Below are 13,166 nucleotides of genomic sequence, written 5' to 3' on the forward strand. Positions count from 1 at the left end.
GCCTCCGCCGCGATGGCTTCGGGCCGGGTCCAGCTGGCCAATGTGCGCCAGCTTGCGCTCGTCACCGCGCGGGTGCGCGCGCTGTGGGTCATGCTGCTGTTCATCTTCGTGACGCTCACCGCCTGCGTGCGCATCGGCCAGCTCGGCCTGTTCGAGCAGACGCCCGAGCGCACCTCGCTGGCCGAAGCGCTGCTGCCTTCGCGCGGCGAAATCACCGACCGCACCGGGGTAGCGCTGGCGCGTGCCTTTGCCTCCTATTCGCTGTGGTTCAATCCCAAGGCGCTGGGTGAGGGCGGCTCGCCCCTGGTCAAGACGCCCGAGGAAGTGGCGCGCGCGCTGGTGGGCATCTTCCCAGATGCCGATTTTGCCGATCTTGTCGCGCGGCTGAAGGCGGGCAAGCCCTGCTACTTGCGCCGCCGCGTCTTGCCCGAAGACGCCAACAAGGTCTTCGCGCTCGGCGAGCCCGCGCTTGAATTCCCGCGTGAGGAGCAGCGCTTCTATCCGCAGGGCTCGCTGGCGGCCCATGTGCTCGGCTATGTCGACGAGGCGGGCAAGGGCCATGTCGGCATGGAGCAGGTGCTGGAAGGCCGGCTGCTCGATCCGGCCCATCGCGGCACGCCCACCGCGCTTTCGATCGATGCGCGGGCGCAAGGGGCGCTGGAGGACGAGCTTGGCCGCGGCATGCTGGAAACGGCGGCGCACGGTGCGGCCGGCGTGATCCTCGATGCCGATAGCGGCGAGGTCATCGCGCTTGCCTCGCTGCCCTCGTTCAATCCCAACCGGTCCGACCTTGCCTACAATGATCTCGTATTCAACCGGGTCTCGAACCAGGTCTACGAGCTCGGCTCGACCTTCAAGCCGATCACGGTGGCCTCGGCAATCGATGCGGGCGTGGTCACCGATCTGGCGGTGCGCTATCCCGCGACCCCGCTCCAGATCGGCCGCTTCACCATCCACGACAGCCACAATTTCGGGGCCTCGCTCAATGTGCCCGAAGCGTTGATCCACTCGTCCAACGTCGTCACCGCGCAAGTGGCCGACAAGCTGGGCCCGGTGGCGCTCAAGCGGACGATGGAGCAACTCGGCATGAACGAGCGTCCGACCATCGAACTGCCCGCGCGCGGCTTTCCGCTCTGGCCCCATGGCGGCGGGCAGAATGGCAGCGGCGACTGGGCGCGGCTGACGACGATGACGGTGAGCTATGGCCACGGCATCGCGGTCACCCCGCTGCACCTCGCCTCGGCCTATGCCGCACTCGTCAACGGCGGGATCTGGCGCCCCGCGACGCTCTACAAGGTGGACCCCGCGCACCTGCCGCCGGGCCGCCGCGTGTTTCAGGCCTCGACCAGCGCGCGCATGCGCCAGCTTTTGCGCATGATCGTGGCCGACGGCACGGGCCGCAGGGCCGATGCGCCGGGTTTCCGTGTTGGCGGCAAGACCGGCTCGGCCGAGAAGCCGGGCGGTGGCGGCTACCGCAAGACCTCGCTGATCGCGACCTTTGCCGCCGCTTTCCCGATGGACAAGCCGCGCTATGTCGTGATCGTCATGCTCGACGAACCCCAGGCGACCACCGCCACCTCCGGACAACGCACCGCTGCATGGAACGCTGCACCCATCGTCGGACGGCTGGTGCCGCGCATTGGCCCGATGCTGGGGGTCGTGCCCGATGCGCATCACGATGTGGACATTTCCGACCTCAGCCCCTTGGTCGGTAGCGGAGAAGGCGAATGAATCTCGGCGCGCTTGCCGCCGCTGCCGGCGTGGCTCTGCCCGATAGCGCGGGCCGGCTCGCGGAAGCCAATGTCACCGGCTTTGCCATCGATCACCGCAAGATCGCCCCCGGCACGGTGTTCGGCGCCTTTCCGGGCGCGCGCTTCAACGGCGAGGACTTTATCCCCGCTGCGATTGCGGCCGGTGCAATCGCCGTGGTCGCGCGGCCCGAGGCCAAAGTGGAAGGTGCGGTCCATTTCGCCGACCCGGCCCCGCGGCGTCTGTTCGCGCGCCTCGCCGCGCCGTTCTTTGCGCCGGTGCCAGAGACGCTCGTCGCGGTCACGGGCACCAACGGCAAGACCTCGACCGTCGAGATGACGCGCCAGCTCTGGCGCATGGCGGGTTTCAGCGCTGCCTCGATCGGCACGCTGGGTGTTACCACGGCGGACGAGAGCGTTTCCACCGGGCTCACCACACCCGATATCGTCACCTTCCTCGCCAATCTCGCGGGCCTTGCGCGGGAGGGTGTGAGCCATGTCGCCTATGAGGCTTCCAGCCACGGTCTCGACCAGTTCCGCAACGAAGGCCCCCGCGTCATGGCCGGGGCCTTCACCAACCTGAGCCGCGACCATCTCGATTATCACGGCACGATAGACGCCTATTTTGCCGCGAAGATGCGCTTGCTCAGCGATGTTGTTGCTGCGGACGGCACGGCGGTGATCTGGGCGGACGATGCGTGGTCCGGGCAGGCGATTGCAGCGGCAAGGGCGCGCGGGCTCAAGTTGATCACCGTGGGTGAAGGGGGCGAGACGCTGCGCCTCCTTTCGCGCACCCCGACCCTGCTTGGCCAGACGCTTGAGCTCGAACACGCTGGCGAAAGGCGCAAGCTCGACCTGCCCCTCATCGGCGCCTATCAGGCTGCCAACGCGCTGGTCGCGGCAGGCCTCGTCATCGCGACCGGCGGCGATCCTGCGGCCACGCTCACCGCATTGTCGCGCATCCAGCCGGTTCGCGGGCGGCTCGAACGCGCGGCAATCACGCGAGGCGGTGCGCCGATCTATGTCGATTATGCCCACACCCCTGATGCGATTACCGCCGCTATCGCTGCGCTGCGCCCGCATGTCGGCGCTTCGGGGCGGCTGATCACCGTGTTCGGCGCGGGCGGCGACCGTGATGAAGGCAAGCGCCCCGAAATGGGCCGCGCCGCCTGCGCAGGTTCGGACATGGTCATCGTGACCGACGACAATCCGCGCGGCGAGGATGCATCGCTGATCCGCGCCGCAGTGCGCGCGGGTTGCGATGATCGCGCGCAAGAGATCGGCGACCGGCGCGAGGCGATCGCCGGCGCCATCGCGCTTGCCGGCCAGGGCGATATCGTGCTTGTCGCGGGCAAGGGGCACGAGCAAGGCCAGATCGTGGGACGCGGCGAGGCCATGCGCGTTCTGCCTTTCGACGATGTACAAGTGGCGCGGGAGTGCAGTCGATGAATGCCCATCCAGCTCTGCTGCAATGGCCGGTCGAGCCCAGCGATGCCATCGGCCTTGCGATCTGGACAGCAGACGAGATCGCCGCAGCCACCGGCGGCAAGGCCTCGGGCACGTTCGAGGTTTCAGGCTGTGCTACCGACAGCCGCGAGGTCCAGCCGGGCGACTTGTTCATCGCGCTCAAGGGCGCCGAAAGCGATGGCCACCGCTTCCTCGAGGGCGCCTTCTCGCGCGGGGCGGCGGCCGCATTGGTCGATCGCCCGGTCGGCTGGCCGCATGTGCTGGTCGAAAGCACGACGCAGGCGCTCGTCGATCTGGGCCATGCCGCCCGCGCGCGGGTCGATGCAATGGACGCCGTGGTGATCGGCGTGACCGGCTCGGCGGGCAAGACCGGGGTCAAGGAAGCGCTCTTCGCCGCGCTCGACCGGGGCAGCCGGGGCCGCGCGCATCGCTCGGTCAAGAGCTACAACAACCACGTCGGCGTGCCGCTCAGCCTTGCGCGGATGCCTGCGCGCAGCAAGTTCGGCGTGTTCGAGATGGGGATGAACCACGCGGGCGAACTCGCCGCGCTGACCCGGCTGGTGCGGCCCGACATCGCCATCGTCACCACGATCGCGCCCGCGCATATCGGTCATTTCTCGGGCGAGGAGGCCATCGCCCACGCCAAGGCCGAGATCTTCGAAGGGCTTGAGCCGGGCGGCACCGCGATCATCCCGGCGGACAACCCGCACCATGCGCTGCTGCGCGAAGCCGCCGCGCGCCACGCCGCGCGCGTCGTCAGCTTCGGACGAGGCGCGCATGCCGACGCGCGGTTGCTCGATGCCGTGCCCGCCTTTGCCGGCGGTACGCTGGTGACCGCCGCCTTCACGGGCCCGCTCGGCCTACGCAAGCTTTGCTACACGATTGCCATGCCCGGCGCACACTGGGTGGACAACTCGCTCGCCGTCATGGCCGCCGTCGCTGCGGCGGGCGGCGATCTGGGTGCGGCGGGCCTGGCGCTGTCCGAAATGGAAGGGCTTGCCGGGCGCGGCGCGCGCCATGTCATCGCCGCGCCCGCTGGCGACGGGTCGGGCAAGGCGCTCCTCATCGATGAAAGCTACAACGCCAATCCCGCCTCGATGCGCGCGACCATTGCATCGCTGGGCGAAGTGCCCGCGCGCCGCCGCATCGCCGTTCTCGGCGCGATGAAGGAACTGGGCGAGGCTTCGGATGCCTATCACGCCGCGCTGGCGGGGCCCCTGATTGCGGCGGGCGTCGAGCGGATCATTCTGGTCGGCACGGAAATGGCGGCGCTTGCCAAGGCGCTGGGGAAAAGCGCCGAGGGCGTTCTTGCGGGGCGAATCGAACTCGACCATGCCGAAAATGCTGCCGGAGCGGCTGAGTGTCTTGCCGCGGATTGTCCGCAGGGGGGAGACGCCATTCTGGTAAAAGGGTCGAATTCGGTCGGGCTTGGCACCCTGGTGCGCGCGCTGACTGCCGGGGCCAGGAAGGCCGGGGAAAACTGAATGCTCTATCTGCTGGCGCACTGGCTGCATTTCGAAGGCATGGCCAACCTGATCCGGTACCAGTCGTTCCGTTCGGGCGCGGCATTGCTGACGGCGCTCACCATCGGCCTGATCATCGGCCCGCGCTTCATCAACATGCTGCGCGTGCGCCAGGGCAAAGGCCAGCCGATCCGCGCCGACGGGCCGCAATCGCACCTCGCCAAGCGCGGCACGCCGACCATGGGCGGGCTGATGATCGTCATCAGCCTCGCGATCTCGCTGCTGCTGTGGATGGACCTCACCAGCAAGTTCGTCTGGGCCTGCCTTGCGGTCACTCTCGGCTTCGGGCTGATCGGCTTCCTCGACGACTATGCCAAGGTCACCAAATATGCCCACGCCGGGCTTTCCGCACGCATTCGCCTCCTTGCCGAATTTGCAGTGGCGGGACTCGCGCTCTCGCTTGTGGTTACGGACACCAATCTCTACCTGCCGGTGTTCAGCAATCTCTACGTGCCGATGGGCCCAGTCTATTACCTGTTCGCCGCTTTCGTCATCGTCGGCGCGGGCAATGCGGTGAACCTAACCGACGGGCTCGACGGCCTCGCGACGATGCCGGTGATCATCGCGGCGGGTACCTTCGCGATCATCGCCTACCTCGCCGGCCGCGTCGACTATGCCCACTATCTCGGCATCCAGCACGTGCCGCGCGCGGGTGAGCTTTCGATCTTCTGCGGCGCGGTGATGGGGGCGGGCCTCGCCTTCCTGTGGTTCAATGCGCCGCCCGCCGCGGTATTCATGGGCGATACCGGCAGCCTTGCGCTCGGCGGCACGCTGGGCGTGATCGCGGTCTCGATCCACCACGAGATCGTGCTTGGCATTGTTGGCGGCCTCTTCGTGATGGAGGCGGTTTCGGTCATCGTGCAGGTCTTCGTCTACAAGCGCACAGGCAAGCGCGTGTTCCGCATGGCGCCGATTCATCACCATTTCGAGCAGCTTGGCTGGAAGGAATCGACCGTCGTGATCCGCTTCTGGATCGTCTCGATCGTGCTCGCGCTGCTCGGCCTTGCCACGCTGAAGGTGCGGTAAGCCGCGCATGATCGTCTCCCCCGCCTTTTCCGGCAAACGCTATGCGGTACTTGGCCTCGCCCGTTCGGGGCTGGCCAGTGTCGCTACGCTGCTGGCAAGCGGGGCCGAAGTTACGGCATGGGACGGACGCGAGGACGCACGTGCTGCGGTGGAGGGGCAGGCCACCGTTGCCGATCCGCTCACGATCGATCTGACCGGGTTCGACGGCGTCGTCGTCTCCCCCGGCGTTCCGCTCAACCGGCACCCTATCGCCGCCCATGCGCGTGCAGCAGGGGTGCCGGTGATCGGCGACATTGAGCTTTTCGCCCAGGCCCGCGCCAGCCTGCCGCCGCACAAGGTGGTCGCGATCACCGGCACAAACGGCAAGTCGACCACCACGACGCTGGTCCACCACATCTGCCGCGAAGCCGGCCTCCCCACCGAGATGGGCGGCAATATCGGCCTCCCCATCCTCGGCCAGCCGCCGCTGCCCCAAGGCGGGATCTATGTGCTCGAGCTTTCGAGCTACCAGATCGACCTTACCTACAGCCTCGCGGCGGATATTGCCGCCTTCATCAACCTCAGCCCCGATCACCTCGATCGCTACGACGGCTATGAAGGCTATGCCGCCTCCAAGGCGCGGCTCTTCACAATGCAGCAGCCCGGGCAGTTCGCGGTGTTCGGCTGCGGCGATGCCGATACGCACCGCATCGCCGCAGAAGTCGCGGCAACGCGCCCGGCAGACGATATCGCGGTGGTTGATCCCGCCGCGCTCACGGGGCAGGCGGACTGGCCCTCGCTGCAAGGCCCGCACAACTTGCAGAACGCGGCCATCGCCGTCGCCATCGCCGAGCGCCTCGGCATTGCGGAGCCCGTCTGGCGCGCCGCGCTCAAGAGCTTTGTCGGCCTCCCGCACCGCATGGAGCGGGTGGGCGAGGCCAACGGCGTCCTTTTCATCAACGACAGCAAGGCGACCAACCCGGCGTCCACCGCACCCGCGCTCGGGGCCTGGCCGCGCGTCCACTGGATCCTCGGCGGCCTGCCCAAGGGTGATGATCTCGATGCCTGCGCGCCCTATTTCAGCCATGTCGTCCAAGCCTACACCATTGGCGAGGCCGGCCCGCGCTTTGCCGATCTGCTCGAGCCGATCATGCCCGTCCAGCGCAGCGAAATGCTCGGCGATGCGGTGCGCCAGGCGATGGATGCGGCCCAGCCCGGCGATGTCGTCATGCTCTCGCCCGCCTGCGCCAGCTTCGATCAGTTCCGCGATTTCGAGGCGCGCGGGGATTCCTTCCGCCAGATCGTGACGGCCCTGATTGCCGAACGAGGCGCTGCATGAACGCCCACCAACCCACCCGGCAGGTCGCCACGGCGCTCCCGGGCGGCGGCGTCAAGGTCGCCCCGCGCACGAACCGCTATCGCCGCACCCGCCGCAGCGAACTTGTCATCTGGTGGCGCGAGATCGACCGGGTGCTCCTCGGCCTCGTCCTTGCGCTCGTCGCGGTTGGCACCGTCGCGGTCGCGGCCTCGTCCCCCGCCAGCGCACACCGGCTTTCGACCCTCAGCAAGACGCTCGGCGATCTCCACTTCTTCTGGCTACACTTGCGCTTCCTCGGGCTGGGGCTGTTGGCGATGTTTGTCGCCTCGCTCCTGCCCAAGGAGACCACGCGGCGCTGCGCCATCCTGCTTGCGGCTGCGATGCTTGTCGCGCTCGTGCTCGTGCCGTTCCTGGGCAGCGAAGTGAAAGGTGCGCGGCGCTGGCTGTGGGTCGGCATCAGCCTCCAGCCGTCCGAGTTCCTCAAGCCCGGATTTGCGATCGCGGTTGCGTGGATCCTTTCGTGGCGGGTGCGCGATCCCAATATCCCGGTCATTCCGATCACCCTGTGCCTGATGGGTCTGATCGGCGTCCTGCTCATGGCGCAGCCCGATTTCGGCTCGACGGTGCTGTTCTGCGGCGTCTGGTTCGTGCTCGTGCTGCTCTCGGGTCTCGGCCTTTCGAAGATCGGCTGGACGGCCGGTGGCGGCATCGTCATCGTCGTGCTGGCCTACCTGTTCTATCCCAATGCCACACACCGTATCGATGCCTTCCTCACCGGCGGCAGCGAGTTCGACCAGGTCGATCTGGCCATGCGCACGCTCGTCAGCGGCGGGTGGAGCGGCACGGGCCTGTGGCTCGGCAGCCGCAAGATGGCGCTGCCGGAAGCGCATACCGACTACATCTTCTCGGTGATCGGCGAGGAGTTCGGCCTGATTGCCTGCGCGGTCATCGTGCTGCTCTATTGCGCCATCGTGGTGCGAGTGATGATGCGGCTGGCGGACGAGGAGGACCTCTTTACCGTCCTCGCTGCCGCCGGGCTCACCGCGCAGCTGGCGGGGCAGGCCTTCATCAACATTCTCGTCAATCTCCAGCTCTTCCCCTCCAAGGGCATGACGCTGCCGCTCATCAGTTATGGCGGCTCCTCGACCATCGCGCTGCTTCTCGGCGTCGGGTTCCTGCTCGCCATCACGCGGCGCAATCCCTATCTCTCGCGCGAGACGACGGACCTGAGGGAGCTCGTGCGGCCATGACCATCCAGACACCCACCAGGCAAACACCGGGCGTGTCGCGCCACTTCGTCCTTGCTGCGGGCGGCACCGGCGGCCACCTCATCCCCGCTTTTGCGCTGGCTGTGGAGCTTGACCGGCGCGGCCACCATGTCGCGTTGGTGACGGACGAGCGCGGCGCGAAGATCCCGGGCAAGCCTTCGTTCCTCCCGGCGCATGTCCTGCCCGCCGGGCGGCTCGCCAAGAACCCGGTCGCGCTCGCCAAGGGCCTTTCCGCGATCTGGCGCGGGCGCGCGATGGCACTGCGCCTGTTCGAAAGCTTCCAGCCCTCCTGCGTTGTCGGCTTTGGCGGCTATCCCGCGCTTCCGGCGCTGCTTGGCGCCCGCACCGCACGCATCCCGACCGTGATCCACGAGCAGAACGCGGTGCTGGGCCGGGTCAATCGCTTCCTTGCAAGCCGCGTCGATGCGATCGCCACGGCCTACCTGGAAGTCGAGCGGCTTGATCCTAAGCTCTGGGGCAAGGTCCACCGTGTCGGCAATCCGGTGCGGCCCGAAGTTCTCGCGCTGCGCGGCGAACCGTTCCCGGCGTTCGGCGACGACAGCCTGTTTCGCGTGCTGGTGACGGGTGGCAGCCAGGGCGCCTCGATCCTGTCCGAAGTCGTGCCCGATGCGCTCGCCATGCTCCCGCCCGCGCTGCGGCACCGCCTGCAGATCACCCAGCAGTGCCGCCCCGAAGACCTCGAGGCAGTGCGCGCGCGCTATGCCGCGCACCAGATCCCGGCTGAGCTCGGCACCTATTTCGAGGACATGGCGAGCCGCCTTGCCGAAGCGCACTTGTTCATCGGGCGGGCAGGGGCCTCGACCATTGCCGAGCTGACTGCAGTCGGCCGCCCCGCGATCCTGATCCCGCTGCCTATCGCCACAGACGATCACCAAACCGTGAACGCGCGCGAGATGGTGAACGCGGGCGGTGCGCGGGCCATCGCGCAGCCTGCGGTTACCGTGCTCGATCCCGATGCCTATTCGGGGGAGCGCCGTAATCAGATCCTCAGCGACCGCGCCGGCCAGATCCAGCGCCTCTCGAAAGAGATCTGCGTTCAGATCCAGGTCATTGCGCAGAACCCCGGCACGCTCGCCAATGCCGCCCATGCCGCTTGGAACTGCGGCCTGCCCAATGCAGTCTCGGACCTTGCCGATCTCGTGGAAGGTTTCGGCGGGGTGCCGCTGATGGATGTGATCCGGGTCGACGCGATGCAGCAGGCAGCCAGCACGACCCAGGCGCTTGCCAGGGAGCACGCCGAATGACGGGCGCCAGTTCTTTCCCTCCCCATTTTGGCGAAGCGCAGATGGGCCAGAGTGGCTCCTTTTTTCCTCCCCATTTTCGCGAAGCGCAAATGGGGAGGTGGCAGCCCGCAGGGCTGACGGAGGGGTTTATCGTCACCGCCCTTACCCCTCCGACCCGCCTGCGGCGGGCCACCTCCCCATTTGCGTCTTTGACGAAAATGGCGAGGACCAGGACTGCTGCTTGCGGAGTACCGGCATGAAGGGCGTCGGCATCGATATCGGGACGATCCATTTTGTCGGGATCGGCGGCATCGGCATGTCCGGCATTGCCGAGGTCATGCACAACATGGGCTACAGCGTGCAGGGCTCCGACATGGCGGAAAGCTATGTCGTCGATGGCCTGCGCGCGCGCGGCATTCCGGTGATGATTGGCCAGCGCGCGGAGAACGTGGCGGGAGCCTCGGTCGTCGTCACCTCGACAGCGGTGAAGCGCGACAATCCCGAAGTCGTCGCCGCACTCGAAGCGCGTGTCCCCGTGGTGCGCCGCGCAGAGATGCTGGCCGAACTGATGCGGCTCAAGAACACCGTCGCGGTGGCGGGCACGCATGGCAAGACCACCACCACCTCGATGGTTGCATGCCTGCTCGATGCGGGCGGGATCGATCCCACCGTGATCAACGGCGGCATCATCAATTCCTACGGCTCCAACGCGCGGCTGGGTGACAGCGACTGGATGATCGTCGAGGCCGACGAAAGCGACGGCTCATTCCTGCGTCTGGACGGCACGCTTGCGGTCGTCACCAACATCGATCCCGAGCACCTCGACCACTACGGCTCGTTCGAGAAGGTGAAATCGAGCTTCGTCGAGTTCATCGAGAACGTGCCGTTCTACGGGGCGGCGATCCTGTGCATCGATCATCCCGAAGTGCAGGCGATCATCCCCAAGGTGCGCGACCGCCGCGTGGTGACTTACGGCTTTTCCGCGCAGGCCGACGTGCGCGGCGAGGCGGTCACCCCGATCCCCGGCGGCAATCGCTTCACCGCCGTGCTGCGCCAGCGCGACGGCTCGTTCCGCCGCATTGAGGGTATCGAGCTGCCCATGCCCGGCCGGCACAATGTGCAGAACGCACTCGCCGCCGTTGCTGTCGCGGTGGAGATGGGCGTGTCGGATGAACTTGTCCGCACCGGCTTTGCGAAGTTCGGCGGGGTGAAGCGCCGCTTTACCAAGGTCGGCGAAGTGGCGGGCACGCCGATCATTGACGACTACGGCCACCACCCGGTCGAAATCCGCGCCGTTCTCGCCGCCGCGCGTGAAGGCGTGCAGGGCCGCGTCATCGCCGTGGTCCAGCCGCACCGCTTCACCCGTCTGCGCGATCACATGGAAGACTTTCAGGGCGCGTTCAACGATGCCGACGTGGTCTATGCAGCGCCCGTCTATCCGGCGGGCGAGCAGCCGATCGAGGGCGTGGACAGCGCAGCAATGGTCGAAGGCATCAAGGCGCGCGGGCACCGCTCTGCGCATCTGATCGCCGGGCCTGACGCGCTGGCCGAGGAACTCGCCGGGGCAATTCAGCCTGGCGACATGGTCGTCTGCCTGGGCGCGGGCGATATCACCAAGTGGGCCGCAGGGCTGGCCGGCGCGATCGAAGCGAAGCGGGGGGCTGCGTAATGCCACCCTCAGCGCCCGGTCCTTCGACAAGCTCGGGACGAGCGGACCTTGATGGCAAGATGTCCCCCTTGTCCGCTCGTGCCGAACTTGTCGAAGTCCTTTCGCGCAGCGTTCGCGGCAAGCTCACGCCGAACGCCCCGCTGGCCCCGTTGGTCTGGTTCAAATCGGGCGGGACGGCAGACTGGCTGTTCGAACCTGCCGATCAGGAAGACCTGCAGGCGTTCCTTGCCAAGCTCGATCCCAAGGTGCCGGTCATGGCGCTTGGTCTCGGCTCCAATCTCATCGTGCGCGATGGCGGGGTGCCGGGCGTGGTCGTGCGGCTGGGCAAGACCTTTGCGTCGGTCGAGCGGCTGGATGAGACCACGCTGGCCTGCGGCGGCGGGGCGAGCGGCATTCTCGTTTCCTCCACCGCGCGAGATCACGGCATTGCGGGTCTTGAATTTCTCCGCTCGATCCCGGGCACAGTCGGCGGGTTCTGCCGCATGAACGGCGGTGCCTATGGCCGCGAGGTCAAGGACATCCTCTTGACCTGCAATGTCGTGCTGCGCAGCGGCGAGTTGATCCACGTCCCGCTCGCCGACATGGGCTTTCGCTATCGCCACTCCGCGCTGCCCGAAGGCGCGATTGTTGTCTCCGCGCGCTTCCGGGGCGTGCCGGGCGAAGCGCAAGCGATCCAGGCCGAAATGGACCGCATCGCCGCCGCGCGCGAGGCGAGCCAGCCGCTGCGCAGCAAGACCGGCGGCAGCACCTTCAAGAACCCCGATGGCGAGAAGGCTTGGGAACTGGTCGACAAGGCGGGTTGCCGCGGGCTGACGCTCGGCGGCGCGCAAGTCTCCGAAAAGCACACCAATTTCCTCATCAACACCGGCGAGGCGACCAGCGCGGAGATCGAAGCGCTCGGTGAAATGGTCCGCGACAAGGTCCGCCGCGCTTCGGGCGTCGATCTGCAATGGGAAATCCAGCGGGTAGGCCGGCCATGACTCTCCCAAAACTCCATATCGCCGTGCTCATGGGCGGCTGGTCGGCCGAGCGCCCCGTGTCGCTCATGTCCGGCAAAGGCGTCGCCGATGCGCTCGAAGCCAAGGGCCACCGCGTCACCCGCATCGATATGGGCCGCAATGTGGCGCAAAAGCTTGCCGAAGCAGCGCCCGATGTCGTGTTCAACGCGCTCCACGGCACGCCGGGGGAAGACGGCACAGTGCAGGGGCTGATGGACCTGATGGGCTTGACCTACACGCATTCCGGCCTCGCCACCTCGGTCATCGCGATCGACAAGCAACTGACCAAGCAGGCGCTGGTGCCGCACGGCGTGCCCATGCCCGGCGGGCGCATGGTGAAGAGCGAAGACCTCTACACCCGCGATCCGCTGCCGCGCCCTTATGTCTTGAAGCCTGTCAACGAAGGCTCCTCGGTCGGCGTCGCCATTGTCACGGCGGGCGGCAACTATGGTGATCCGATCAGCCGCGACAGCATCGGCCCATGGCAGCACTTCGACGAACTCCTCGCCGAACCCTTCATCCGCGGCCGCGAACTCACCACGGCTGTCCTCGTCGACAAGGCGCTCCTCGTCACCGAGCTCAAGCCTAAATCCGGCTTCTACGATTTCGACGCCAAGTACACCGACGGCATGACCGACCATATTTGCCCCGCCGAGATACCCGACGAAATCGCCGAGGCCTGCAAGGATATCGCCTTGCGCGCCCACCAGCTCCTCGGCTGCAAGGGCACGAGCCGCAGCGATTTCCGCTGGGATGACGAGCAGGGCGTCGAAGGGCTGTTCCTGCTCGAGGTCAACACCCAGCCCGGCATGACGCCGCTCAGCCTCGTGCCTGAACAGGCCCGCGCGCTGGGTATGGATTATGGCGATCTGGTCGAGGCGATTGTCGCCGACGCGCTCGCCTCAGCGAAGAAGGAGGCCTGAGCC

General features: G+C 67.2%; 10 protein-coding genes. All 10 read left to right on the forward strand.

The features are described 5' to 3' along the window. Positions 1–12: 12 nt before the first annotated feature. The 10 genes from WCL10_RS10015 (at position 13) to WCL10_RS10060 (ending at position 13,163) form a co-directional block, all read left to right on the forward strand. Positions 13–1,731, forward strand: coding sequence for a penicillin-binding protein 2 (locus WCL10_RS10015; RefSeq protein ID WP_336895589.1), 1,719 nt, complete (start codon positions 13–15; stop codon positions 1,729–1,731). Beyond that, positions 1,728–3,197 carry a UDP-N-acetylmuramoyl-L-alanyl-D-glutamate--2,6-diaminopimelate ligase gene (locus tag WCL10_RS10020; RefSeq protein ID WP_336895492.1) on the forward strand — a complete coding sequence of 490 codons (1,470 nt, stop codon included), beginning with the start codon at positions 1,728–1,730 and terminating at the stop codon, positions 3,195–3,197. Before WCL10_RS10015 ends, WCL10_RS10020 begins: the two co-directional genes overlap by 4 nt. Next, a complete protein-coding gene (gene murF, locus WCL10_RS10025) occupies positions 3,194–4,699 on the forward strand; it encodes a UDP-N-acetylmuramoyl-tripeptide--D-alanyl-D-alanine ligase (RefSeq protein WP_336895493.1) in 1,506 nt (501 codons plus the stop codon). The genes WCL10_RS10020 and murF overlap by 4 nt, the downstream gene beginning before the upstream one ends. Next, a complete protein-coding gene (mraY, locus tag WCL10_RS10030) occupies positions 4,700–5,764 on the forward strand; it encodes a phospho-N-acetylmuramoyl-pentapeptide-transferase (protein WP_336895494.1) in 1,065 nt (354 codons plus the stop codon). A 7-nt stretch (positions 5,765–5,771) separates the two neighbouring features. After that, positions 5,772–7,082, forward strand: coding sequence for a UDP-N-acetylmuramoyl-L-alanine--D-glutamate ligase (gene murD / locus WCL10_RS10035; RefSeq protein ID WP_336895495.1), 1,311 nt, complete (start codon positions 5,772–5,774; stop codon positions 7,080–7,082). Then, positions 7,079–8,311: an FtsW/RodA/SpoVE family cell cycle protein gene (locus tag WCL10_RS10040; RefSeq protein WP_336895496.1), complete on the forward strand. Its 1,233-nt coding sequence runs from the start codon at positions 7,079–7,081 to the stop codon at positions 8,309–8,311. The genes murD and WCL10_RS10040 overlap by 4 nt, the downstream gene beginning before the upstream one ends. Next, on the forward strand, positions 8,308–9,594 hold the full coding sequence (locus tag WCL10_RS10045; RefSeq protein ID WP_336895497.1) for a UDP-N-acetylglucosamine--N-acetylmuramyl-(pentapeptide) pyrophosphoryl-undecaprenol N-acetylglucosamine transferase: 1,287 nt from the start codon (positions 8,308–8,310) through the stop codon (positions 9,592–9,594). The genes WCL10_RS10040 and WCL10_RS10045 overlap by 4 nt, the downstream gene beginning before the upstream one ends. A 235-nt stretch (positions 9,595–9,829) precedes the next feature. Beyond that, on the forward strand, positions 9,830–11,242 hold the full coding sequence (gene murC, locus WCL10_RS10050) for a UDP-N-acetylmuramate--L-alanine ligase (protein ID WP_336895498.1): 1,413 nt from the start codon (positions 9,830–9,832) through the stop codon (positions 11,240–11,242). 59 nt (positions 11,243–11,301) lie between these two features. Continuing rightward, positions 11,302–12,222, forward strand: coding sequence for a UDP-N-acetylmuramate dehydrogenase (gene murB / locus WCL10_RS10055; protein ID WP_336895499.1), 921 nt, complete (start codon positions 11,302–11,304; stop codon positions 12,220–12,222). Beyond that, positions 12,219–13,163, forward strand: coding sequence for a D-alanine--D-alanine ligase (locus tag WCL10_RS10060; protein ID WP_336895500.1), 945 nt, complete (start codon positions 12,219–12,221; stop codon positions 13,161–13,163). Before murB ends, WCL10_RS10060 begins: the two co-directional genes overlap by 4 nt. Positions 13,164–13,166: the final 3 nt, after the last annotated feature.

Source organism: Novosphingobium sp., assembly GCF_037133355.1.
Taxonomy (GTDB): Bacteria; Pseudomonadota; Alphaproteobacteria; order Sphingomonadales; family Sphingomonadaceae; genus Novosphingobium.